Below are 23,914 nucleotides of genomic sequence, written 5' to 3'. Positions count from 1 at the left end.
CTTTGCTGACCATTCACGTCGCGGACCGGGCGGCCTTCACCGGCCGCACGGACGCCGACGCCGTGGCCGTGGACGGCGGGCTGATCGTCGCGGTCGGCCCGTACGAACGGCTGGCCGGTGAGCGCCCGCAGGCGCGGGTGCGCCGCTGGTCCGGGCTGCTGCTGCCCGGGCTGCGCCATCCGCAGGCCGTGCCACTGCTGGAGGGTGCGTACCACCCCGATCCGCGCGAGGCGGACGAACTCGGCACGGAGCCGCTGACGGGCGATGCCCTGGAGGCGCTCGCGATGGACGACACGCGCTGGGGCGCGAGCGCCAGGCGCGGTCTCCAGCGGCTGCTGGCGCACGGAGTCACCGCCCTCGCCGGACCCTTCACCGTGCCGGCCGTGCGGACGGCGGTCGCGCGGTCCGGGCTGAGGGTGCGCGACGCGCGGCGCGGCCGGTACGAGGGGGACGCCCTCGCGCTCGATCCCGTCGTGCACTTCCCCCTCAACGCGCTGCTCGACGGCGACTTGAGCGCCGGCGGCGCCGCCGACTTCGCGGTGTTCGACGTCCCCGTCGGCGAGCAGCCGGCCCGCGCGCTGCGCCGGGGCGGTGCGGCCACGTGCGTCGCGACCGTCCTCGGAGGCCGACTGGTGTACCGGCGGAGGTGAGCCGGGCGCGACGGCGCGCGCCGGGCGCGCCCCGAGACCTGCACACCGCGTCGGGCACGGCGATCCGCGACCTCGCCATCGACCACGCGCGGCCGGCCGGACCGGCTCCACGGACGCGCCGCCGGGCCGCCTCACGGGGGACGCCACCTGGGAGGCGCCGCGCCCGCGGGCAGTCACGGGGCGTCCGCCGGGCCGCTCGACGGGGCGGGCTGCTTGAATGGGACCGTGACCCGAGCAACCTTGGCCAAGCAGCCGCACGAAGTCGCCTCGATGTTCGACGACGTGGCGGCGAACTACGACCTCACCAACGACGTGCTCTCGCTCGGCCAGGACCGGCGCTGGCGCAAGGAGGTCGCCAAGGCCGTGGACGCGCGCCCCGCGCAGAAGGTCCTCGACCTCGCGGCCGGCACCGGCACCTCCTCGCTGCCGTTCACCGCGACCGGCGCGTACGTCGTCCCGTGCGACTTCTCCCTCGGCATGCTCCGCGAGGGCAAGAAGCGCCACCCGTGGCTGCCGCTGACCGCGGGCGACGCGACGAAGCTGCCGTTCGCCGACGACGTCTTCGACGCCGTGACGATCTCCTTCGGGCTGCGCAACGTGCAGGACACCGACCAGGCGCTGCGCGAGCTGTACCGGGTCACCAAGCCGGGCGGCCGTGTGGTCATCTGCGAGTTCTCGCACGCGACATGGGCGCCGTTCCGCACCGTGTACGAGGAGTACCTGATGCGGGCCCTGCCGCCCATCGCCCGCGCGGTGTCCTCCAACCCGGACGCGTACGTCTACCTCGCCGAGTCGATCCAGAGCTGGCCCGACCAGCCCGCACTCGCCCGCAGGCTCCAGCAGGCCGGCTGGACGAAGGTCGCCTGGCGCAACCTGTCCGGTGGCATCGTCGCGCTGCACCGCGGCACCAAGCCCCAGCAGTAGGCAGCAGGCGTGGAACACCAGTCCATCGCCGTGGACTATCAGGCGGTCCTGGAGCAGATCGCGCAGGACGTCGCCCCGCTGGTCGGCAGCGGCAGGCCCGCCGAGTACATCCCGGCCCTCGCCGGGGTCGACCCGCAACGCTTCGGCATGGCCGTCGCCGACCTGCAGGGCAACGTGTACGGGGTGGGGGACTGGCGCCACCCGTTCTCCGCACAGTCGATCACCAAGGTCTTCACGCTCGCACTGGCGCTGGCCGCGGGCGGCGACGGCCTGTGGGAACGGGTGGGCCGCGAGCCCTCGGGCAACCCCTTCAACTCGCTGGTGCAGCTGGAGTACGAGAACGGCATCCCGCGCAACCCGTTCATCAACGCGGGCGCCCTCGTCGTCACCGACGCGCTGCAGACCCTCACCGGCGACGCCAGCAGCGAACTGCTCGAATTCCTGCGGGAGGAGAGCGGGAACAAGGACCTCGCCTTCGACCCCGAGGTCGCCGAGTCGGAGTCCGCGCACGGCGACCGCAACGCGGCGCTCGCCCACTTCATGGCCTCGTACGGCAACATCACCAACCCCGTCCCGGCCCTCCTCGACCACTACTTCTGGCAGTGCTCGATCGAGATGAGCTGCGCCGACCTGACGCGCGCCGCCCGCTTCCTGGCCCGGCACGGGCTGCGCGCGGACGGCTCGCGGCTGCTGACCCGCAGCGAGGCCAAGCAGATCAACGCGGTGATGCTCACCTGCGGCACGTACGACGCGGCCGGTGACTTCGCCTACCGCGTCGGTCTGCCCGGCAAGAGCGGGGTCGGCGGCGGCATCGTGGCCGTCGTGCCGGGCCGCTGCACGCTGTGCGTGTGGAGCCCGGGTCTCGACGCCCGCGGCAACTCGGTGGCCGGGGTGGCGGCGCTGGACAGGTTCACGACGCTGACGGGGCTGTCCGTGTTCTGAGGCGGGAACCGGCGGGTGGCAGGATGAGTCAGTTGCTTACGTGCTCCTCATGGAGCGTCAACTTCCGTCCCCACCCGTTGCGTTCGGAGTCTCCCCATGGCGTCGTACTGCGGCCACTGCGGTGCCCCATCCCCGGATGAGGCCCGCTTCTGCATGACATGCGGCAAGGAGCGGCCGGCCGAGACCGCCCCGCCGGCGCCCGTTCCCGTCCCGGCGCACGTTCCCGTCCCGGCGCAGACCCCGGCGCCCGTGCCGCCCCCGCCCGCGTACGGACCCGGTCCCGCCGCTCCCTCGCCCGTGGCGGCCTTCTTCCGGCGGGCGCTGCGCGGCGACTGGGCGGCATCGGTGCGGGCCGCGCTCTGGCCGACCGGTCTGCTGCTCCTGCTCGCGACCGCGCTGGCGATCCCGTCGTACGGACAACAGGACGAGGTCGTCGTCGGCTGGAGCGACCGGCTGCGGATCGCCCTCGCGCTGCTGATGCAGGGATTCGGCGGCGGGTTCAAGCTGAAGGCCGCCGACGGGACCGGGTTCGGCACCGGAGACTCCTCGGACGGCGGCCGTTTCGGCTGGGGGGACTCCTCGGGTGGTTACGGCGACGGTTCCGGCGGCTCGGGCTTCTCCGACTCCGGCATGGAGGCCGTGACACAGGGCACCGCGTCGCTCTCGCTCGTCCCGCTGACCGTCACCGTGCTGTGGATCGCCGCACTGTGGACGGGAGCGCGGATGCTCCGTGCGCGCGGCGCGGGGCTCGAAGCGGCCGTGCGCGTCTCGCTCGTGGTCACCGCCGCCGTCCTCGTGCTCGGCCTGTTCGCCCAGCCCGGGATCGCGGGCATCGAGGTCTCGGCGTCACCGCTGCTCGCGGCGCTCGGCGCGCTGGTGCTCTCGGCGGTCGTGACGGCCGGGGTGCTCCAGCGCGACGACCTCGCCGCGTGGCTGGCGCAGCGCCCCGCCGCCCGGTCCGCGGTCCGCGCCTTCGGCACGGCGGTCCGCGCGCTCGCCGTCGTCGTCGCGCTGTGCTCGCTGACCGGCTTCGCCGTCTACGCGGCCAACGACGACGTGGACGGTACGGCGCTGCTGATGGCGCTGCCGCTCCTGCCGAACATCGGCCTCACCGTGCTCGGTCTGGGCTGGGGCGTGCCGGTGACGTACGACGTCCGGGGCGACGCCGTCTTCTTCGGCTGGGGCTCCGAGCACGGCAGCTTCGGCCTGGGCGAGATCTCCGACGTGTGGGGCCGCGGGGCGGTGGCGGGAGCGGTGGCGCTCGGCGCCGTCTCGGCGCTGATCATCGGCGTCTGGGCGGCGCGGCGTTCGGCCGACCGGCGCGAGCAGCTGCTGGCGGCAGCGTTCGTCCTGGGGCTGGTGCTGCTGTTCACCGGGGTCTGCGGTGTCTCCGCCGAAATGGCGGGCGGGCTGGCCGGCTTCGGCGGCCAGGGCTTCGCCGAGATCGCGCCGAGCGTGCCGGACGCGCTGCTGTTCGGGCTGATGTGGGTGGGCGGCGCGACGTTCGTCGGTTCGCTCCTGCCCGGGCGGCCTGGACAGTGGCCGGCGGCGCAGGCGACGCCGTACACCCCGCCGCCGGTGCCGTACGGGTCCGGGGCGGCGCCCGCACCGGCGCCGTACGCACCGGGACCGCCCGCGCCCGGGGCTCCCGCGCCCGGCCAGCAGGCGGGCGGTCCGGAAGCCCCGGCGGCCGGTGCCGCAGGCGGCGGTCCGCACGACCCGTACACCGTGCACCTCGGCGCCCCGGCGATGTCCGGCACCGCGCCGCCGGCCGCCGGACCGGGCGGGGGAGCGACCGGGGACCGCAGGCGCAAGGTCCTGCTGTGGACGGCGACGCTCACCGCCGCGTTCGTCATCGGCGGCGGGGCGACGGCCGGGCTGCTGATCTGGCAGGACCAGCAGGACACGGACCACGCACCCACGACGCAGGACCGGCGGTCCGCGCCGCCGGCGCAGACGCCGGACGCCAAGCCGCAGGCGACGCCGTCGCCCGCCGCCTCGCCCTCCTCCTCGGCGTCGCCCTCGCCGCCCGCCTCCCCCGGCGGCACCCTCCCCGCCGGCTTCGTGGTGCGCGAGGACCCCGCCGGGTTCAGTGTGGCGGTCATGGAGGGCTGGACCCGCCGGCAGGCGGGCAGCCAGGTCTTCTACGAGGCGCCCACCGGAGGCGAGTACCTGCAGATCGGCGTCATCCGGAACACCCCGATGAGCTCGTACGAGAACTTCACCGGCCTGGAGAAGAAGCACCTGGCGAACGCCGCGAGCGACTACCGGCGCCTGCGGCTGGAGCAGAACACCTACCAGGGCCGCCCGGGAGCGCTCTGGGAGTTCACGCACATCCCCGAGCCCGACGAGGGCGGCCTGGTCCGCCACGTCATCGACCAGGCCTTCGTCGCCGCCGACGGCACCGAGTACGCGATCCTCGCCGCCGGTCGCGCCGACCGCTGGGACCCGGACAAGGACGTGGTGTTCTCCACGGCGGTCGCCACGTTCACGGCCGGCTGAGGCCGTCCGCCAGCTCCAGCCGGAAGCAGTAGCCGGTCTGCTGCGACGCCGGGGTCGTGAACGTCTCGGCGAGCTCCATTCCGAGCCGCCGGACCACGGCGATGGACCGCTCGTTGCGGGAGTGCACCATCGCCACCACGCGCTCCACACCCGCCGCTCGTACCCGCTCCAGCGTGGTGCGGGCGGCGGCCGTGGCGTAGCCCCTGCCCCAGGCGGAGCGGGCGAGCCGCCAGCCGATCTCGATCTCGCCGACCGGCCCGAAGTTCTCGTGCGGCCACGGCTGCGCGCCCGTGAAGCCGACGACCTCTCCGTGCTCGTCGAGGATCGTCCAGAAACAGAAGCCGCGCTCGGCGTCGTGCTTGCGCTGCCGGGCGGTGAGCTCCTCGTACACCGACAGCTCGGCCGGCCTGCCCCCGTGGAACTCCATGACCTCGGGGTCGGCGAAGACCCGGTGCCAGGCCAGGGCGTCCTCGTCGGTGGGGACGCGCAGCTGTATGTCGGGGAGCGGCCTGCTGCTCATGTACGGAGCCCTTCGGTCGGCGGAACTGATCGCCCCCATAGACTGCCCATGTCCTGTGCCGTTCGGTACGCAATATCGAACCGAATCGAATCGAATCTTCGGGAGAATCCGCCGTGACCGAAGCCCTTACCGAGCACACTGCCGATGTGATCGTCGTCGGGGCAGGCCCGGCCGGCTCCACGACCGCGTACTACCTGGCCAAGGCCGGGCTCGACGTCCTCCTCCTGGAGAAGACGGCGTTCCCGCGAGAGAAGGTCTGCGGCGACGGTCTCACCCCCCGCGCCACCAAGCAGCTGGTCGCGATGGGCATCGACATCTCGGAAGAGGCCGGCTGGCTGCGCAACAAGGGCCTGCGGATCATCGGGGGCGGCGTGCGCCTCCAGCTGGACTGGCCGGACCTCGCCTCGTACCCGGACTACGGACTCGTCCGCAAGCGCGACGACTTCGACGAGCAGCTGGCGCGGCAGGCGCAGAAGGCGGGCGCGCGGCTGTACGAGCGCTGCAACGTGGGTGCGCCGATCGTCGACGACCGCACCGGCCGCATCACGGGCGTGCACGCCAAGCTCGGCGAGGACAAGACGCCGGTCACCTTCCACGCGCCGCTCGTCGTCGCCGCGGACGGCAACTCCTCGCGCATCTCCCTCGCGATGGGCCTGCACCGCCGTGAGGACCGCCCGATGGGCGTCGCGGTGCGTACGTACTTCACCTCCCCGCGCCACGACGACGACTACCTGGAGTCCTGGCTGGAGCTGTGGGACCGGCGCGGCCCGGGCGAGGACCGGCTGCTGCCCGGCTACGGCTGGATCTTCGGCATGGGCGACGGCACGTCCAACGTGGGCCTGGGCGTCCTCAACACCTCCGCGTCCTTCAAGGAGTTGGACTGGCGCGAGGTGCTCAAGGCGTGGTGCGCCTCGATGCCGGAGGACTGGGGCTACACCGAGGAGAACATGACGGGCCCGATCCGCGGCGCGGCCCTCCCCATGGCGTTCAACCGCCAGCCCCACTACACGAAGGGCCTGCTGCTGGTCGGCGACGCGGGCGGCCTGGTCAACCCGTTCAACGGAGAGGGCATCGCCTACGCGATGGAGTCCGGCCAGATCGCGGCCGACGTCATCGTCCAGGCCCACGCCCGGCAGACCCCCGCCCAGCGCGAACTGGCCCTGCACGGCTACCCGAAGGTCCTCAAGGACACCTATGGCGGCTACTACACGCTGGGCCGCGCGTTCGTGAAGCTGATCGGCAACCCGAAGGTCATGAAGGTCGCCACCCAGCGCGGCCTGACGCACCCGCTGCTGATGAAGTTCACGCTGAAGATGCTGGCGAACCTGACGGACCCGACGGGCGGCGACGCGATGGACCGCATCATCAACGGCCTGTCGAAGGTGGCTCCGCGTTCGTGATCATTCAAGCCGGATGGCTTGGGCCAGTTGTGGCCTACGGGGCACGCCCGTTCTCACCCCGACGTACGGCATCGACGGCGACCAGAGTCGTACCTGTACCCGCCGTCGTCCGCAGCCTGGCGGAGACCGGCGTGCTTGAACTGGTGCGCCCTGTTCATGGAGTCCACGGCGTCTTCGCCATCCCGGACGAGCCACTGAAGGTGAGCGACGTACTCGACCATCAGGCGCCGGTTGGGAGCGGCTTCGTGGCCAAGTCCCTTGCCGTGCAGAGTGACCACTGCGGCGGCCTGCCGATGCAGGGCGGCCACCAACCCCCAGCCGACCTGAAACGGTCGACGGTTCTCGGGGGCGGGAGCATGGTCGGCGGCACCGCTGACCAGCAGCTTGGTCAGAGCCTCCAGGCCAGGCACTGCCAGCCTGTTGAACTCTCCGGTATCTACGGTCATACGCAAATCGTCCCGCACGTGGTGTCCCGTGCGCACCACAGTTTCCGATCTGACACAGAACCGTCCGGTGCACCCATGAAAGGCCCTCTATGGAAACAGCACACTCTCGCGATGGGCAGCCCACTCCCGGGCGGCGGCGGTGAGGGCGGCACGGTGCGGCAGTGGCCGAGTCCGTTCCCAGAATTCCCACGCGCGGAAGACGGTGTGCGCGAACGTGGTGACTGTGGCAGGGGCGGCGGCGCTGTACGCGGGGACCTGCCGGGCGATTGCTTCGGCCTGCTCCGCAGTGTGGCCGGCGGAGATGAGCCGAGGGATGGTCAACGCGGTGTCTGCCCATGTGGGGGCGGGGCAGGCCAGAGCCCAGTCAAGTAGCAGCAGCTTGCCGACGGGGGTTACCAGCATGTTGTGCGGCGACATGTCTGTGTGAGCGAGTCCTCGACCCTGCAGCCCGGCTGGAACATCCTCGGGAAGGAAGTCGGCCCACCGTGTGTGAAGCGGCTTCTTACGCAGCGCCTCAGGCCATGGCACCTCGGACACGACGGTGAGCGTCCGCACAAGGGGGGCGAGATCGTCGGACCCCGGTGTCAGGTCCGGGTAGCGTCCATCGACGTACTCGTACCCGTACAGCAGCCACCCGCCGGCATCGACGTCCCAGAGGACGTGGGGCGCGCGAGGCGCGTTCCGGGTGACTTGCGCCTCATGGCGGTACACCCAAGCCTGTGGGTCGTCACGGCGGGTGCCCTTAACGAACATTCGGCCCGCTCGTGTGTCGACGGTGCAGGCGAGTCGAGACATGACGCCGTGCGGTGCGGTCGCGGCCTCCTCGACCGGGCCCGTGTGGTGCTCGACGGCGGTCCGGGTTGCAGCTGGTAGGTCATGCCATTCGATGCGGTCCACCGCCGGTCTCCCTGCGTTGGTCGAACAAAAGGGGCCGGCCCCCGGCCTGGCCACAGCGTGGCACAGACCAGAGGCCGGCGGGGGCACCGTCAGGGATGGAACGGGCTGTCCGAGCAGTTCGCGTGGCACTGCGAGCACTCGGCGAGATCCAGCTCGGGCCAGAACTCCATGTCGATCTCGTACCCGGCGAGTGTGATCGCGTCGACCGTCCGGGCACGGAGGGCCCTGCCGCCCCCGTGCTCCTCCGGGTCGAGGTATCCGGGCTGGTGGTCCAGGAATCGACCGAACTTTTCCTCGCAGAACTCCCGATACGCCTTGGTGTGGAGCAGGAAGGCGTGCCAGAAGTCGTCCACGAGGGGCGAGGGGCTGAGCGGCCTCTCGCTGTAGTCGCACGCGGCGAGGAAGGCGAGCATCTGCCCGACGCCGAGGTCTGCCTTCTCCTCGGTCAGCTGTGGGAACTTGGCGCGCATGTTGTCGACCAGGGTCTCGCGTAGTTCCGTGCTGATCAGCGTCCGCGCGTCGGTCGCCGTGCGCTTCTGTGTGGTGGTCACGTTCCGTGCCTCCTTGTGTTGGACGGTGCTTCGGACGTGGTGGTGCGCACCGCGGCGGGCCCCGGTTGGCGGCCTCGGCCGCGGTGGAACCCCGCCCGCCCAGGGGGAGCAGGAAGCATCCGGGCGGGCGGGGGCCTTATGCCGCTTCCGGGGCCGCGTCGGGGATGGTCAGTGCCGGGCCGTCGGCTCGCGGGCTGTCGAGGCCGGCGCCTACGAGCATCCCGAGACAGGTGAAACCGGTAGCCGTGCCGATGGCCCAGAGGACGTTGAGGAAGAACCCGACAGGATCGGAGAGGCGCCGTAAGCGGGCGGAGGCGTGGCGGGCGCTCACAGCTTGCCCCCGTGTGCCGCGTCGCGCAGTTCGAGGATGCGCCCAACCTGGTAGGCGTACAGCTCCAGCTGCGCGGGGTCGAGCACGAGCAGGGATTCGCTCGTCCCGCCGTCCTCGTAGTGGACGGTGACAGGTAGCCCGCCCTGCTCAGCGCGCTGGTCGTACATCACGTCTCGCTTCTGCGGCCTGATGCGTGTGACCTGAGCGGGGACAGGGCGCAGGGTTGTTCCGTCGTAGGGGGCGGACCACTCGTCGCCGCCTCCGGGCGGCACCAGGCCATAAGTCCGTCTGCCGTCGCCCGGCAGCGCCACGACGACGCCGATCTCGCCCTTGGCGGTATCCCGAGCGAGGTCGCCGAGTCGGGGATAGAACGGTACGGCGGTCCCTAACTCGCCGCCCTGGGAAGGGAGATGGGGGTTTCCTCGTCCAGTCATGCCCCTGACGCTAAGAGTGCGCCAGGGGCCCAATATGAATCAGAGGAATACGACCCTCATCCGTCGAGGTGGAACCGGTCCGACATGCGGCGCAGCTTCTCGCGCGTCGCGGAGCGTTCGGCGTAGACGATGCTCCGCAGCGTCGAACGGGCCATGGGGTGGTTGCGCACCAGCTGTGGGGCGATGCGCTCGGCGGTCTCAAGTTCGGCGAGTGCCTTGTCGCGGTTTCCGTCCCACAGCCAGGCCCGGGCGAGGTCCATGTGATGGTGCCCCTGCCGGGAGTTGGGCAGGGCGGCGACCAGCTCGGGACTCGTACGACGGTTTATCGCGAGTGCTCGGGTCTGGTCGCCGGATTCCAACGCGACGCTGATCGCGTGAATCTGCACGTTGCCCGGTGAGAACGTCACTGAATGCCGGTCGTAGACCGGCGGGCCCTGGTGGTTGGTGATGCGTTCGGCTGCGGCGCTGGCGTGCGCGATGCGGTCCTCGGACTCCGACGGGCGGCCCGCGCGGGCGGCCGACACAGCGGCGCGCAGGTGCAGAGATCCCCACATACGGACGGCGAGAGGGTCGCCGCGGTCGTAGTCGTCCTGGATGCTGCCGAGAGCCTTGTCGGACAGTGACAAGGAGTCGTCCCAATCGGCGGTCGCCCACATGTCCCATACGCGCATCCAGTCGGCGAGTGCGGGCATGACGGGGTCACTGGACAGGCGGGCAGACCATGCCGCACGCTCTGCGGCCATGGTGATCAGTTCCGCGTGTCCGAGGGCATGGGCGGCCGTGTGGGCGAACTTGCAGGCGACGGCGTAAATGGCGTACGCCTCTTCGCGTTCGTGGCCGTTGGAAACCTCGGCGAGCGCACGCGCCTCACGCAGGAGGTCCGGCAGCACACGCAGGATGGCCACGTTGGCGGCGGCGTCTCGTAGGCGATGCAGCCTGGTCATGTCGTGCCATAGTTCGCTGGATGGCCGGGGGTTGCCCTCGAATACCGGCGTGAGGTCGTAGCGGCGTAGTTCACGCAAGATGGACGCGGCGGCGACCTGCCACTGATTGTCAGCCGGGCTGCTGGTGTATGGGCGCCCGATCAGATCGTTGGGATGAACGTGCAGCTCTGCCGCGATGGCGTTGAGCAGGCCAACACGGTCGATCTCGATTTGTCCGCGTTCCATCTTGGACACCCACCCCTGAGACTTCCCCAGGGCGGCGGCGAGGTCCGCCTGTGGCATGCCCAGGCGCAGGCGCGCGCGGCGAACACGGCGGCCGATCTCCTCGGCTTCTTCCAGCATGCGCGGGGCTCCATCCGTTCGGGCTCTCTCAGAACGGTACCCATGAGCCGCGGTGGGCGTCTTGCGTGGCGCTGGAACGACAGCACGCCCCGGTCGTCTGCGCAAGCCGGACCTGCGCGGCAGCCACAAGGAGCTCAATACGGCTCTGCACGAGCTGCACAAGGGGCCGGGCGGCACGTCGTTGACGCCCTGGTGGAAGCCCTCGCCACACGACACCACGAACAACGCCTGACGCACTCGAAGATCGCCGATGGCCCCTGCCGAGCATCGGCGCCCTGGTCGGCCTCGTCGGCCTCATCCTCGCCGCGCAGTGAACAGGGGCTCGGCGAAGGCGCCGTCGAGCTGCTGCTCGGGGGTGGTGTCCTCGTCGAGCACGCGTCCATCGATCCACACGCACGCGAAGTGCAGACCGTGCGCCCTGCTGCCGTGCGCGTGCCGGATGTCGGCGGCGTCCGGGTCGGCGAACTCCCAACGCCGCGGGTCGTGCTGCGCCCCTGCTCGCCGTACTGGACGGTGGCGGCGAGGGTGTCGGCGAGACCGAAGATCATCCGCTCGACGGCGAGGCCGGTGTCGAGGGCGTCAAGGTTGGCCGGTGGGCCACACATCGGCGGGCGGGGTCTCGACGACGAGCAGCAGCTCGCCTCACTGCTCACGGATCGTGCGCAGTGCCGCGACGGTCTTGTGAGCGGCGACTGCTCGGTTCATCGGCTGCTCTCCTCGTCGTCGCCCGTGCACGCGCGCCGGATGTCCTCGACGAGCTGCTGCTCGCTGTCCCCCACGATCGCGGCGAGCTTGTCGGCGAGCTGCTCCACGCGGGCGAGGCGTGCGGCGTGCCGGTCGCGGTCGCCCTCGGTCTCGACGAGGCACTCGTCGGCGGTGGCGAGGGTGCGGTGCAGCCGCATCGCGGCGACCGGGTCAGCGGTCGCTCTCGCTCCGGTCGGCTGATGCGGAGCCATTGGGGAGCCGCCGGGGGGTGATGTTCGGTACGCAGTCGGGACAGGCGCAGACGGTCCGGCCCCGCTCGGCGGCTCGGCGCACGGGACGGCGTTGACATCGCCGGTGCGGGCGGGGAATTCGACGAAAGCCCGATGGCCGGTCGAGGCGACGGCATACGCTTGCCCCACGGAGGACAGCGGGGGAGCAACTGCCGAGGCGGGGGATGTCTGGCAACCAGAGCGCGAGCGGCGAGCGACGGCCCGAGGAGTCCCATTCCGCCGTCAGCATGCAGGGGAGAGCGCAGACATCGGGCTCCGTGCACCAGGCTGGGGGCGGACAACTCAACCTCACCAACAGCAGCAACAACAACGTCTTCTACCTCCCCCCGCCCGGCCACCCCGGTGCCGCGGCACCCGCCGACGGCGCTGCCGCCGACCGGTCCCGGGCCCACGGCAAGAGACGCATCGTGCTGGCAGCGGCCATCGCCGCGGTCGTCGGCGCGGCGGCCGCGTACGCGATGACCGATGGCCGGATCTCGAATGGCACCAGCCGTCAGCCCGACTCCTCACCCGACGGCACGCCGGGCGGCGGCCCGCAGACGGGTGGCGACCGACCGCGGGTGACCGGTCCCAGCGCCGCACCGGAGGAGGAGACCGGCACTACGAGCCCGTCCTCCCCGCGCCCCGAGCCCTCAGTCCAATGGAGCGGCGTCATGGTGCTCGGCCTGGAGGGCAAGGAACTGGACGACGGCCAGCCCACCAAGCCGTCGCAGTTCTCCTACGGCGATCTCGTTATCGGGTCGGGCGCCGACGGCGGTTTCGATGTATACCCCGGCAGCCAGGGGGCCGTGTCGCTGTGGCGGACCGACGGAGACCTGCCGGACCACGAGGCCTGCGCCGGCACGGTCGAAGCCGCCGCCGCTCCCTCCGTCCCCGTGCGACCGGGCACCGTCCTGTGCGTGAAAACCGACGGCGGCCGGGTCGCCCGCCTCCGGGTGACGCGGATCCCGGAAGGGGTCATCCCCGCCGTGGAGTTCGACGCGGTCGTCTGGGGTTCTCCACCCGGCGCGCCCGCGGACCGATGAACAGGCCGGACACGGTGACGCCCGCGTACCACGCCTCTCCACATGAGCCCGATTGACGACCATGCAGAACTGTCATTCCCGGAGGTTGACATGGATCCACTGGCAGCGGCCGCCGCGACCGCGCTGGTCGGTGCGATGGCCACCGACGCCTGGCAGCAGGCGCGCACCTCCGCCGTGGAGTTGTGGCGGCGCGTCCACCCGGAGCGGGTTCCGGCCGTCGAGGCCGAGCTGGCGGAGGTACGTGCCGAGGTGCTGGAGGCACGACAGAGCAACGACCCCGAAACCGAAGGCCACCTCGCTTCGGACTGGCAGCGCAGGCTCCAGCGGCTGCTGCGGGAGGATCCCGACCTGGCACGGGAACTTCGCCGTGTGCTCGACGAGGAGCTGACCCCGCTCCTGCCGACGGCGGAGGACCGGTCACACCACGGCACGCTGGTACAAGAGGCAAGGGCCTCGGGCGGCAGCCACATCTACCAGGCAGGCGGCGACCAGACGAACATCCACCGCTGAGCCGTCGAGCAGGCGGAGCAGGCCGCGCTCGCGGCCCGGGTCACCTCCGGGAGCCGCGGGATCCACCACGCCGAAACCCCCCGGGAGCGGCCCTGCTTCCCGGGCTGCGGGGCCTGCGAAGGTCTCCATGCTCATGCGAACGCCTGCGACCGAGTACCTCTGACCCGGACTTGCCAAAGTGACCCCGAAGGCGTGACCGCCCGGCGGGCACAGGGGGACGGCTGGAGGAACGGGCGGCCGAGCGGTCGTGGGTGGTTCGAGCGTCGCCCGCGTGCCGGGTCACGAAGGGGCGGACTCAGCGGTCCGCGGCCGAGACGTAGACCCGCAGGCCCGTCAGGCTGCCCAGGTCGGGCAACGGATGGGCGGGCCACGCGCGGGCGTACGCCGGGGGGCGTCCCCCGTCCGCGACCACGACGGCGACCGGCCGGTGGTGCGCCGCGGCCGCGAGTTCCTCCGGCGTGATGCTCTCGTCGTGGCCCCAGGGCTGGCGGGAGGCGCAGCCGGCGCGGAACGCGATGCGGATCGCCTCCGTACCGCTGACCACGCACGGCGGGCGCACACCCAGGGCACGCAGTTCGGCGGCGATGCGCCCGAGATCGGCGGTGCTGCGCCGCACCCGGTCCGCGGCGCTGTCGGCTACCCGGAACTGGATCGCCAGATGCACCGCCACGAACACCGCGACGATCGCGACGGCGATCCACCGCCCGCGCGGCCGGGGCCGGCACGCCCGGACGAGGCCGTACGCGACGGGCAGGGCGAGCAGGGCGTAGGCGGGCAGCAGGAAGCGCGGCGCCGCGTAGCCGACGGTGAACAGGTAGGGCGCGGCCAGCGCGGCACCGACGACGGTCGCGACCACCAGCGGCGTGCGGTGGCGGCGGGTGCGGGCGGCGGCCCACACGCCCGCGGCCACGAACAGCGGCAGGACGAAGAACCACAGGGCGGCCGCGGGGTGCCGCCAGGCCACGTCGCAGGGGCGGCACAGCAGGCGTCCGTCGAGGGCGCGTACGTGATCGTCGACGGAGAAGTACCAGCCCAGCCGGCCCTGGATCTCGCTGGCCCGCTCCAGCCGGGCGGAGAGCCCCCCGTACGAGACGTACGCCTCGACGATCCATGGGGCACAGCCGGCGACTACGCCCGCGGCGAGCAGGACCAGCAGCAGCGGCCACCGCCAGGCCCGCGTCACCACGGCCGCGACCGCGAGCGGCAGTGCGAGCCACACCGCGTCCGCGGGCCGCATCAGCGCGGCGAACGCCACCCCCGCCGCCATGCCGGCCGGCGCCCACCGGTCGCCCGGGCTCCGCGCGGCCCGCAGGAAGCAGCCGACCGCGGCGAGCGCCCCGTAGGCGACCCACAGGTTCGGCATCGCCTGCGAGGCGTAGAACATCGTGATCCACAGACTGGCGAACAGCCCGCCCGCGACGCCGAGGACGGGAGCGGGCAGCAGTCGGCGCCACACCCACAGCGCGAGGAACAGGCCACAGCCCGCCAGCACGGCCATGAAGACGCGCAGCGCCATGACGGAGGTGGTCAGTGCCGTGACGGGGGCGACGAGGAAGGTGATGCCCCGGGCGCGCGGCGCGCTGAAGAACGCCGCCGGCGCCTGCGGGCTCACCTGACTGACGTACACCGACTCGTCCCAGCCGAGCCCGAGACCCGGGGCGATCAGCGCGAGGTGGACGAGTGCGAAGGCGGCGGAGACGGCCGCGAGCCAGGGCAGAGCGTTCCCGGCGGCCGTCCCGGCGCGCGGCCCCCGCAGCACCTCGCCCGCCGCACCGGTCAGTGCCTCGTTGATCACGCCTGTTTCCCGCATGGCAGCCAAGATGCCGCTGGGTGCGGCCGGGCGCCCGGGCCGGCGCGGCAGTCGGACCAACGCGCGTTCCGAACGAGTGAGCCCGTGCCGGTCGTCTCGTCCGCTGGTTAGCATCCGGAAAGGGGCAGCCCACGGATGGCACGGAGGCCGTCATGCAGCAAGGACGCACATCCCGCCTGTCGGTGAACCGCTCACGGCTCGGCCACAAGGTGCGGTACGCAATGCGCCATCCCCGCCGCGTGGTGCCCCATCTGCGCCGGGCGGGCCGGGACGCGTGGCTGCGGCTGCGCCACCGCGGCGGCCACGTCGCGTACTACCGGGCGGTGATGGCGTCCGACACCGCGAGGAGCCCGGAGGCGGCGGTCGGCGGCGGGCCCTCGCACGACCGCTGGCTCGCCATCGGGCAGATGCAGTTCGACTACCTGCGTGAGCACGGGCTGCGGCCGCAGGACCGGCTGCTGGAGATCGGCTGCGGCAACCTGCGGGCCGGCCGGCTGTTGATCGACCATCTGGAGCCCGGCCACTACTACGGGATCGACATCTCGCCCGACATCCTCATCGAGGCGAAGAAGACCCTCGTCCGCTACGGGCTCCAGGACAAGCTGCCGTACCTGACACCCGTCGACAATCTGACCCTGGACTTCCTTCCCGACGCCGCGTTCACGGTCGTGCACGCGCACAGCGTCTTCTCCCACTCGCCGCTGGAGATCATCGACGAATGCCTCGCGCACGTGGGACGGATCCTCGCGCCCGGCGGCTTCTTCGACTTCACCTACGACCGCACCGAGACGCATGAGCACCAGGTGCTGGGCGAGGACTTCTACTACCGTACGGAGACTCTGGTACGGCTGGCCGCGCGCCACGGCCTCGCCGCCCGCTTCATGGACGACTGGGAGCGCCTGCCGCACGGCCAGTCGAAGCTCCGCGTCACCCACGCGGGGTGACGGGCGAAGGGAGGACCCATGCGGGTCGCGGTAGCGGGCGGCACGGGCCTGGCCGGGCGGCACGTCGTCGGGGAACTGCGGGCGGCGGGTCACGAGCCCGTGGTGCTGGCGCGGTCGACCGGCGCCGACGTCACCACGGGCCGGGGGCTGGACGCCGCGCTCGCCGGCGCCGAGGCGGTGATCGACGTGACCAACGCGGCGACGATCAGCCGCCGCAAGGCCGTCGCCTTCTTCGAGTCGGCGTCGCGCCATCTGCTCATGGCGGAGGAACGGGCGGGCGTGCGCCATCACGTGGCGCTGTCGATCGTGGGCGCCGACCGGGTCGGCCACGGCTACTACCAGGGGAAGATCCGGCAGGAGGAGGTCGTGGCGGCCGGTCCGGTCCCGTGGACGGTGCTGCGCGCCACCCAGTTCCACGAGTTCGCCGACGAGCTCCTCGACCGCATGCGAGGGCCGTTGGCGCCGATCCCGCCGATGCGCGTGCAGCCGGTCGCCGTCCGGGAGGCGGCCCGCGCGCTCGTCGGGCTGGCGCTGGGCCCGGCCGTGGGAATGGCCCCGGAACTGGCGGGCCCCCGCGAGGAGCTGCTGATCGACATGGTCCGCCGTGTGCTGCCGGCCCGGCACGAGCGGCGCTTGGTGGTGCCGGCCAGGTTCCCGGGCGCGGCGGGCCGCGCGATGGCGGCCGGCGGCCTGCTGCCGACGGGGCCCGGCCCGCGCGGCACGCAGACGTTCGACGAGTGGCTGACGCAACGGCGGGCGGCACGGGGCGGCCGGGCCTGAACCGCCGGGGCGCGGGCGCGCCCGGGGGGCCGGGTACGACGAAGGCCGCCGCTCCCGTTCCGGAGCGGCGGCCCGTCGAAGACGTCGACAGCCCTCAGAGCACGCGGACCGCGCCGCTCGCCGGGTAGCCGGACAGGTCCTGGATGACGACGCCCTTGCTCGGGTTCGCGGCGTCCAGGTACTGGCCGTTCCCGATGTAGACGCCCGTGTGGTACGCGGAGCCGGCGCCGCCCCAGTAGAGGATGTCGCCGACCTGGAGGTTGGAGGTGCCGACCTGGGTGCCGGCGACCGACTGGTCCTGCGAGACGCGCGGCAGCTCGATGCCGACCTGGCGGTACGCGGCCTGGACCAGGCTGGAGCAGTCCCACGCGTTGGGACCGGTGGCGCCCATGATGTACGCGTCGCCGAGCTGCGCCTTGAGGAAGGCGACGACGGTGGCGGCGGAGCCGCTCGCGGGGGCGGTGGAGGCGGACAGCGTGGTGCGCTCGGCGTTGCGCGAGGCGCGCGCCTCGGCCTCCGCCTCGGCGCGGGCCTTCGCTTCCGCCTTGGCCTTGGCCTCGGCCTCGCGCTCCGCCTCGGCCTTCGCCTTCTTGGCCTTCTTGGCCGCCTCCTCGGCGGCGGCGTCCTCCTGCGCCTGCAGTTCGAGGTCGAGCGCGACCTGCTGCGTGGCCTCGGCCGACTGCGCGACCGCGGCGGAGAGGTCGGTGGACGTGAGGACGGGCATCTCGATGGTCTGGGTCACCGGCTCGGCATTCGCCGGCCCGGCGGCTCCGGCCACCGCGATGGTGCTGAGGAAGCCACCGGCAACTCCGGTCCGGATCGCGACTTTCGACGCTCCGCGGCGGGGCTTCCGGTGGCTGGGTATGTGAGCGGTGTGGGACATGAGTACAACCGCTATCAGGGCCCGACGGTTCCCTTCAAGAAACGTGGGTTGCGCCACAGTTACGAACGGAACCTGTGAATCCGCTGCGGATGGACCTTTATTGACGCCGTAACGGGCAAACCGGGCATGCGTGATCACGGCTGTGATCATGGGCTTTCCGTAAAAGGTCCGAATTGCCGTCGGCCTATCACCCTCTCGCCCGGATGGCCAAGGCCGCTTTTGTTGAACTCTTGAGCGAGTGGCGCAGGTCACAGAACGGCCAACGTTCGGACCCTCGGAGGCTCGTGAACGCGCGCACGCGTCCACCGTTGTCCGCCCCGTCCCACGGTCGAGTGAGCGGATGTCCTCTATCACCCATTGCGGTCCATTGCCAATTTGCCTGCATGGGCCACCACTTGATAGAGCGCCACGCCTTTGACCAGCGGTAACCGCACCAGATGTCACGTCTGGTGATCACTCGGGAGCTTCACGTATGAAGATCACTGCTCATCCTCGTTCATGATCGTTCGTCGGGTGGTGGAGATCACAAACGCGATGCCCGACCCCGTGTCGCAGATCACAGACCGACAGGCATAGGATGCGGAGCAGTCGGGCTTGTGAACTGCCTCACATGTACACGATCTTCGCGAGGCGGCGAGGCGATGGCCCGGTGCGGTCCAACGGTCAAGGACGACTGGAAGGAGCGGGGAGGGTGAATGCTTACGCGCCCATCCTTGTGCTCGGCGCCCTCGGGGCAGGGTTTGCGATCTTCTCCGTGGTCATGGCCACGCTTATCGGCCCAAAGCGGTACAACCGGGCGAAGCTTGAAGCGTACGAGTGCGGCATCGAGCCCACGCCGACGCCGGCCGGTGGCGGCCGCTTTCCGATCAAGTACTACCTGACGGCGATGCTCTTCATCATTTTCGATATCGAGATCGTCTTCCTCTATCCCTGGGCCGTCACCTTCGACGCGCTGGGGATCTTCGGGCTCGTGGAGATGCTGCTCTTCGTGCTCACCGTCTTCGTCGCCTACGCGTACGTGTGGCGGCGCGGCGGCCTGGAATGGGACTGAGGGGCGAAGGAGCACTCCTATGGGACTCGAAGAGAAGCTGCCGAGCGGCTTTCTGCTGACCACCGTCGAACAGGCCGCGGGCTGGGTGCGCAAGTCGTCCGTGTTCCCGGCGACCTTCGGCCTGGCGTGCTGCGCCATCGAGATGATGACGACGGGCGCCGGGCGGTACGACCTGGCCCGGTTCGGCATGGAGGTCTTCCGCGGCTCGCCGCGCCAGGCCGACCTGATGATCGTGGCCGGGCGGGTGAGCCAGAAGATGGCGCCCGTCCTGCGCCAGGTCTACGACCAGATGCCCAGCCCCAAGTGGGTGATCTCCATGGGTGTTTGTGCCTCATCGGGCGGAATGTTCAACAATTACGCGATTGTGCAGGGTGTTGATCACATTGTCCCCGTCGACATCTATTTGCCCGGCTGCCCGCCGCGCCCCGAGATGCTGATGGACGCGATCCTCAAGCTCCACCAGAAGATCCAGAGCTCCAAGCTCGGCGTGAACGCGGAGGAAGCGGCCCGCGAGGCGGAGGAAGCGGCCCTGAAGGCGCTCCCGACGATCGAGATGAAGGGGCTGCTCCGGTGAGCGACGCGCGCGCGGCCGCCGGGCCGCAGACGAACACGAAAGCCGCACCTCTGCGCCGCGTGGGCGGAGATGGGGGCACCACCCAGGCGTCAGCTCTGGGGGACACCAAGGGGATGCAGTGATGACGGACCAGCCGAATCCGGAGAAGGAGCTCTCCGGGCAGAACCTTCCCGGGCAGCGCGGTGAGCACGGCGAGGAGATCCGCGTCCAGCGCGGCATGTTCGGCGCCAACAACGGAGGGGATACGTCCGGTTACGGTGGGCTCGTACGCTCCGTACGGCTCCCGGGACCGGCCACCCGCCCCTACGGCGGATACTTCGACGAGGTCGCCGACGAGCTCGAAGGCGCCCTGGAGGAGCAGGGCCTCCTCCCGGAGAACGCCATCGAGAAGACGGTCGTCGACCGCGGCGAACTCACCTTCCACATCACGCGCGAACACCTGGTCCAGGTGGCGAGGACCCTGCGCGACGACCCGGCGCTGCGCTTCGAGCTGTGCACCGGCGTGAGCGGGGTGCACTACCTCCATGACAAGGGCCGCGAACTGCACGCCGTCTACCACCTGCGTTCGCTCACCCACGGCCGGCTGATCCGGCTGGAGGTCACCGCGCCGGACAGCGACCCGCACGTCCCGTCGCTGGTGTCGGTCTATCCGACCAACGACTGGCACGAGCGCGAGACGTACGACTTCTTCGGGCTCGTCTTCGACGGCCACCCCGCCCTCACCCGGATCATGATGCCGGACGACTGGCAGGGCTTCCCGCAGCGCAAGGACTATCCGCTCGGCGGCATCCCCGTCGAGTACAAGGGCGCCCAGATCCCGGCTCCGGACCAGCGGAGGTCGTACTCGTGAGCGCCCACCGCCCCTCATCGACTCCCTCCGGGAGGCTCCAATGACCACCGCTTCCCCCCGCGAGACCACCGAGGGGACCGTGTACACGGTCACCGGCGGCGACTGGGACGAGGTCGTCCAGTCCGCGGCCAAGGCCGACGACCAGCGCATCGTGGTCAACATGGGTCCGCAGCACCCCTCCACGCACGGCGTGCTGCGCCTGATCCTGGAGATCGACGGCGAGACCGTCACCGAGGCCCGCTGCGGCATCGGCTACCTGCACACCGGTATCGAGAAGAACCTCGAGTACCGGACGTGGACGCAGGGCACCACGTTCGTCACGCGCATGGATTACCTGACGCCGTTCTTCAACGAGACGGCGTACTGCCTGGGCGTGGAGCGGCTGCTCGGCATCGACGACCGGATCCCCGACCGGGCGACGATCATCCGCGTGCTGCTGATGGAGCTCAACCGGCTCTCCTCGCACCTGGTCGCCATCGCCACCGGCGGTATGGAACTCGGCGCCACGACGATCATGATCTACGGCTTCCGTGACCGTGAACTGATCCTCGACATCTACGAGCTGATCACCGGCCTGCGCATGAACCACGCGTACATCAGGCCCGGCGGGCTGGCCCAGGACCTGCCGCCCGGCGCGGTGGACCAGACGCGCGAGTTCGTGAAGACGATGAGGAAGAACCTGCCGGAGTACGACAAGCTCGCCACCGGCAACCCGATCTTCAAGGCCCGTATGCAGGACATCGGGTACCTCGATCTCACGGGCTGCATGGCGCTCGGCGCCACAGGACCGATCCTGCGCGCCGCGGGCCTCGCCCACGACCTGCGCAAGACCGACCCGTACTGCGGCTACGAGACGTACGACTTCGACGTGCCGACCGCCGACACCTGTGACGCCTACGGCCGCTTCCTCATCCGCCTCGAGGAGATGCGCCAGTCGCTGCGGATCGTCGAGCAGTGCCTGGACCGCCTCGAGCCCGGGCCGGTCATGGTCGCCGACAAGAAGATCGCCTGGCCCGCGCAGCTCGCCCTGGGCCCGGACGGTCTCGGCAACTCCCTCGACCACATCAAGAACATCATGGGCACTTCCATGGAGGCTCTGATCCACCACTTCAAGCTGGTGACCGAGGGCTTCCGCGTCCCGGCCGGGCAGGCGTACGCCGCCGTCGAGTCGCCCAAGGGTGAACTGGGCGTCCATGTCGTCTCCGACGGAGGCACCCGTCCCTTCCGGGTCCACTTCCGCGACCCGTCCTTCACCAACCTGCAGGCCATGGCGGCCATGTGCGAAGGCGGCCAGGTCGCCGACGTCATCGTCGCCGTCGCGTCCATCGACCCCGTGATGGGAGGCGTCGACCGATGACGGACGTATCGCTGGGCATGCCGCAACTGCCCGCGCCCGACTACCCGGCCGATGTGCGCGCCCGGCTCGAGGCGGACGCGAAAGAGGTCATCGCCCGCTACCCGGACTCGCGCTCCGCGCTGCTCCCGCTGCTGCACCTCGTGCAGTCGGAGGAGGGCCATGTGACCCGTACGGGCATGCGGTTCTGCGCGGACGTGCTCGGCCTCACCACCGCGGAGGTCACCGCGGTCGCCACCTTCTACACCATGTACCGGCGCAAGCCGTCGGGCGACTACCAGGTGGGCGTCTGCACCAACACCCTGTGCGCGGTGATGGGCGGCGACGCGATCTTCGAGGAGCTCAAGGAGCACCTCGGCGTCGGCAACAACGAGACGACCGAGGACGGCAAGGTCACCCTCGAGCACATCGAGTGCAACGCGGCCTGCGACTTCGCGCCCGTCGTGATGGTCAACTGGGAGTTCTTCGACAACCAGACGCCCGAGTCGGCGAAGCGGCTCGTCGACGACCTGCGGGCGGGTCGGCAGGTCACGCCCACCCGCGGCGCGCCCCTGTGCACCTACAAGGAGACCGCCCGCATCCTGGCCGGCTTCCCCGACGAGCGTCCCGGCGCGGTCGAGGCGAGCGGCGGCGCCGGACCCGCGTCCCTGATCGGGCTCCGCCTGGCCAGGGGCGAGGCAGCCCCGGCGACGCGCGTGGTCCACCCGCGAGGCGAGGCGCCCCAGGAGCCGCCGCAGCCCGGCTCCGAGCACCTCAGCTCTCATGACGCACCGCAGCAGACATCGGCATCCGACCCGGAGCACCCGGCCGGACCTGTCGGCGAGGAGGGGGAGTGATGACCGTGTCCACCGAATACGGGGGCAGCTCCCGGCCGGAGACCGGCGGCGAGGCGAGCCCGGAGAAGCTGCTGGCCCCGGTGCTCTCCGCCTTCTGGGACGAGCCGGAGTCCTGGACCCTGGAGACCTACCGCAGGCACGAGGGATACGAGGGCCTGCGCAAGGCACTGGCGATGTCGCCCGACGACCTCATCGCCTACGTCAAGGACTCGGGCCTGCGCGGCCGCGGCGGCGCAGGCTTCCCCACCGGAATGAAGTGGCAGTTCATCCCGCAGGGCGACGGAAAGCCCCACTACCTCGTGGTCAACGCCGACGAGTCGGAGCCGGGCACCTGCAAGGACATCCCGCTCCTCTTCGCCAACCCGCACTCCCTGATCGAGGGCATCGTGATCGCCTGCTACGCGATCCGGTCCAACCACGCCTTCATCTACCTGCGCGGCGAAGTCGTCCCCGTGCTGCGGCGGCTGCACGAGGCCGTCCGCGAGGCGTACGAAGCGGGCTTCCTCGGCAAGGACATCCTGGGCAGCGGACTCGACCTCGAGGTCACCGTGCACGCGGGCGCCGGTGCGTACATCTGCGGTGAGGAGACGGCGCTGCTGGACTCCCTGGAAGGCCGCCGCGGCCAGCCCCGGCTCAGGCCCCCCTTCCCCGCGGTCGCCGGTCTGTACGCGTGCCCCACTGTGGTGAACAACGTCGAGTCCATCGCGTCCGTTCCCGCGATCCTCAACAAGGGCAAGGACTGGTTCAAGTCGATGGGCAGCGAGAAGTCCCCGGGCTTCACGCTGTACTCGCTCAGCGGCCATGTCGCGAGCCCCGGCCAGTACGAGGCCCCGCTCGGCATCACGCTGCGCCAGCTGCTCGACATGAGCGGCGGCATGCGGGCGGGCCACAGGCTCAAGTTCTGGACGCCGGGCGGATCCTCGACCCCGATGTTCACCGACGAACACCTCGACGTCCCGCTGGACTACGAGGGTGTGGGCGCCGCCGGGTCGATGCTCGGCACCAAGGCGCTCCAGTGCTTCGACGAGACCACCTGCGTCGTGCGGGCCGTGACGCGGTGGACCGAGTTCTACGCCCACGAGTCGTGCGGCAAGTGCACACCGTGCCGCGAAGGCACCTACTGGCTCGTCCAGTTGCTCCGGGACATCGAGAACGGGGCCGGCACCCTTGCCGATCTCGACAAGCTGAACGACATCGCCGACAACATCAACGGCAAGTCGTTCTGCGCGCTCGGCGACGGCGCCGCGTCCCCGATCTTCTCCTCGCTCAAGTACTTCCGCGACGAGTACGAGCAGCACATCACGGGCCGGGGCTGCCCCTTCGACCCGGCCAAGTCCACGGCCTGGGCCGACCGACACATCACGGAGGTGTCCGCATGAGTCCGGCGCACGCGCCCGGCACCGGCCGCGGCTTCGACTC

25 protein-coding genes are annotated in these 23,914 nt (G+C 71.0%); 16 read left to right on the top strand and 9 right to left on the bottom strand.

Annotated elements, in window-relative coordinates; genetic code table 11:
• Positions 1–2: 2 nt before the first annotated feature.
• From ACWD0A_RS05785 to ACWD0A_RS05770, 4 genes are all read left to right on the top strand, one after another.
• Entirely contained in the window at positions 3–650 is a 648-nt protein-coding gene (locus tag ACWD0A_RS05785; protein ID WP_451294928.1) for an imidazolonepropionase-like domain-containing protein, read from the top strand.
• A gap of 225 nt (positions 651–875) precedes the next feature.
• Positions 876–1,574: a demethylmenaquinone methyltransferase gene (locus tag ACWD0A_RS05780; RefSeq protein WP_451294926.1), complete on the top strand. Its 699-nt coding sequence runs from the start codon at positions 876–878 to the stop codon at positions 1,572–1,574.
• Positions 1,575–1,604: 30 nt separating this feature from the next.
• Positions 1,605–2,516: a glutaminase gene (locus ACWD0A_RS05775; protein WP_451295074.1), complete on the top strand. Its 912-nt coding sequence runs from the start codon at positions 1,605–1,607 to the stop codon at positions 2,514–2,516.
• 153 nt (positions 2,517–2,669) lie between these two features.
• Positions 2,670–5,018 carry a hypothetical protein gene (locus ACWD0A_RS05770; protein WP_451294924.1) on the top strand — a complete coding sequence of 783 codons (2,349 nt, stop codon included), beginning with the start codon at positions 2,670–2,672 and terminating at the stop codon, positions 5,016–5,018.
• Here ACWD0A_RS05770 and ACWD0A_RS05765 read toward each other — a convergent pair.
• Positions 5,005–5,538, bottom strand: a complete 534-nt coding sequence (locus ACWD0A_RS05765; protein ID WP_451294922.1) for a GNAT family N-acetyltransferase — start codon at positions 5,536–5,538, stop codon at positions 5,005–5,007. The genes ACWD0A_RS05770 and ACWD0A_RS05765 overlap by 14 nt on opposite strands.
• Positions 5,539–5,651: 113 nt before the next feature.
• Between ACWD0A_RS05765 and ACWD0A_RS05760 the strand changes: the two genes are divergently transcribed.
• Positions 5,652–6,938 carry a geranylgeranyl reductase family protein gene (locus ACWD0A_RS05760; protein ID WP_451294920.1) on the top strand — a complete coding sequence of 429 codons (1,287 nt, stop codon included), beginning with the start codon at positions 5,652–5,654 and terminating at the stop codon, positions 6,936–6,938.
• Between the two features lie 53 nt (positions 6,939–6,991).
• Here ACWD0A_RS05760 and ACWD0A_RS05755 read toward each other — a convergent pair whose 3' ends face one another.
• The 5 genes from ACWD0A_RS05755 to ACWD0A_RS05735 form a co-directional block, all read right to left on the bottom strand.
• Complete coding sequence (locus ACWD0A_RS05755; protein WP_451294918.1) at positions 6,992–7,384, bottom strand: hypothetical protein; 393 nt, start codon at positions 7,382–7,384, stop codon at positions 6,992–6,994.
• A gap of 87 nt (positions 7,385–7,471) precedes the next feature.
• Complete coding sequence (locus tag ACWD0A_RS05750) at positions 7,472–8,281, bottom strand: hypothetical protein (protein ID WP_451294916.1); 810 nt, start codon at positions 8,279–8,281, stop codon at positions 7,472–7,474.
• Positions 8,282–8,370: 89 nt separating this feature from the next.
• Positions 8,371–8,832, bottom strand: coding sequence for a glycine-rich domain-containing protein (locus ACWD0A_RS05745; protein ID WP_451294914.1), 462 nt, complete (start codon positions 8,830–8,832; stop codon positions 8,371–8,373).
• A 327-nt stretch (positions 8,833–9,159) separates the two neighbouring features.
• Positions 9,160–9,597: a hypothetical protein gene (locus tag ACWD0A_RS05740; RefSeq protein ID WP_451294912.1), complete on the bottom strand. Its 438-nt coding sequence runs from the start codon at positions 9,595–9,597 to the stop codon at positions 9,160–9,162.
• A gap of 56 nt (positions 9,598–9,653) precedes the next feature.
• The gene (locus tag ACWD0A_RS05735; RefSeq protein ID WP_451294910.1) at positions 9,654–10,883 is read right to left on the bottom strand and encodes a helix-turn-helix domain-containing protein; all 1,230 of its coding nucleotides are present in this window, start codon (positions 10,881–10,883) and stop codon (positions 9,654–9,656) included.
• Between the two features lie 61 nt (positions 10,884–10,944).
• On the opposite strand from ACWD0A_RS05735, the gene ACWD0A_RS05730 reads away from it, so the two are divergent.
• Positions 10,945–11,115, top strand: coding sequence for a hypothetical protein (locus ACWD0A_RS05730; RefSeq protein WP_451294908.1), 171 nt, complete (start codon positions 10,945–10,947; stop codon positions 11,113–11,115).
• 469 nt (positions 11,116–11,584) lie between these two features.
• Here ACWD0A_RS05730 and ACWD0A_RS05725 read toward each other — a convergent pair whose 3' ends face one another.
• Positions 11,585–11,839 carry a hypothetical protein gene (locus tag ACWD0A_RS05725; protein WP_451294906.1) on the bottom strand — a complete coding sequence of 85 codons (255 nt, stop codon included), beginning with the start codon at positions 11,837–11,839 and terminating at the stop codon, positions 11,585–11,587.
• A gap of 296 nt (positions 11,840–12,135) precedes the next feature.
• Here ACWD0A_RS05725 and ACWD0A_RS05720 point away from each other — a divergent pair, with 296 nt between their 5' ends.
• Together ACWD0A_RS05720 and ACWD0A_RS05715 are read left to right on the top strand one after the other, a co-directional pair.
• A complete protein-coding gene (locus ACWD0A_RS05720; RefSeq protein ID WP_451294904.1) occupies positions 12,136–12,903 on the top strand; it encodes a hypothetical protein in 768 nt (255 codons plus the stop codon).
• A 90-nt stretch (positions 12,904–12,993) separates the two neighbouring features.
• Positions 12,994–13,413 (top strand): hypothetical protein, encoded by a 420-nt coding sequence (locus ACWD0A_RS05715; protein WP_451294902.1) that lies wholly within the window; start codon positions 12,994–12,996, stop codon positions 13,411–13,413.
• A 295-nt stretch (positions 13,414–13,708) separates the two neighbouring features.
• Here ACWD0A_RS05715 and ACWD0A_RS05710 read toward each other — a convergent pair whose 3' ends face one another.
• Positions 13,709–15,223: a hypothetical protein gene (locus tag ACWD0A_RS05710; protein ID WP_451294900.1), complete on the bottom strand. Its 1,515-nt coding sequence runs from the start codon at positions 15,221–15,223 to the stop codon at positions 13,709–13,711.
• A 152-nt stretch (positions 15,224–15,375) separates the two neighbouring features.
• On the opposite strand from ACWD0A_RS05710, the gene ACWD0A_RS05705 reads away from it, so the two are divergent.
• Complete coding sequence (locus ACWD0A_RS05705; protein WP_451294898.1) at positions 15,376–16,167, top strand: class I SAM-dependent methyltransferase; 792 nt, start codon at positions 15,376–15,378, stop codon at positions 16,165–16,167.
• 18 nt (positions 16,168–16,185) lie between these two features.
• Positions 16,186–16,947, top strand: a complete 762-nt coding sequence (locus ACWD0A_RS05700) for an SDR family oxidoreductase (protein WP_451294896.1) — start codon at positions 16,186–16,188, stop codon at positions 16,945–16,947.
• Between the two features lie 94 nt (positions 16,948–17,041).
• Here ACWD0A_RS05700 and ACWD0A_RS05695 read toward each other — a convergent pair whose 3' ends face one another.
• Entirely contained in the window at positions 17,042–17,830 is a 789-nt protein-coding gene (locus tag ACWD0A_RS05695; RefSeq protein WP_451294894.1) for a C40 family peptidase, read from the bottom strand.
• A gap of 691 nt (positions 17,831–18,521) precedes the next feature.
• On the opposite strand from ACWD0A_RS05695, the gene ACWD0A_RS05690 reads away from it, so the two are divergent.
• From ACWD0A_RS05690 to nuoF, 6 genes are all read left to right on the top strand, one after another.
• Entirely contained in the window at positions 18,522–18,881 is a 360-nt protein-coding gene (locus tag ACWD0A_RS05690) for an NADH-quinone oxidoreductase subunit A (RefSeq protein WP_003974383.1), read from the top strand.
• A 19-nt stretch (positions 18,882–18,900) separates the two neighbouring features.
• Positions 18,901–19,455 carry a NuoB/complex I 20 kDa subunit family protein gene (locus tag ACWD0A_RS05685; RefSeq protein ID WP_177148523.1) on the top strand — a complete coding sequence of 185 codons (555 nt, stop codon included), beginning with the start codon at positions 18,901–18,903 and terminating at the stop codon, positions 19,453–19,455.
• Positions 19,456–19,576: 121 nt separating this feature from the next.
• Positions 19,577–20,305 (top strand): NADH-quinone oxidoreductase subunit C, encoded by a 729-nt coding sequence (locus tag ACWD0A_RS05680; RefSeq protein WP_451294891.1) that lies wholly within the window; start codon positions 19,577–19,579, stop codon positions 20,303–20,305.
• Positions 20,306–20,345: 40 nt separating this feature from the next.
• Complete coding sequence (locus ACWD0A_RS05675; protein ID WP_451294889.1) at positions 20,346–21,662, top strand: NADH-quinone oxidoreductase subunit D; 1,317 nt, start codon at positions 20,346–20,348, stop codon at positions 21,660–21,662.
• Positions 21,663–21,679: 17 nt separating this feature from the next.
• Positions 21,680–22,495, top strand: coding sequence for an NADH-quinone oxidoreductase subunit NuoE (gene nuoE, locus ACWD0A_RS05670; RefSeq protein WP_451295072.1), 816 nt, complete (start codon positions 21,680–21,682; stop codon positions 22,493–22,495).
• A complete protein-coding gene (gene nuoF, locus ACWD0A_RS05665; RefSeq protein ID WP_451294887.1) occupies positions 22,492–23,874 on the top strand; it encodes an NADH-quinone oxidoreductase subunit NuoF in 1,383 nt (460 codons plus the stop codon). The genes nuoE and nuoF overlap by 4 nt, the downstream gene beginning before the upstream one ends.
• Positions 23,875–23,914: the final 40 nt, after the last annotated feature.

This window comes from Streptomyces sp. NPDC002867 (genome assembly GCF_053591895.1).
Note: the sequence above shows the minus strand (reverse complement) of the source record. Positions and strands in the feature narration are given on the sequence as shown.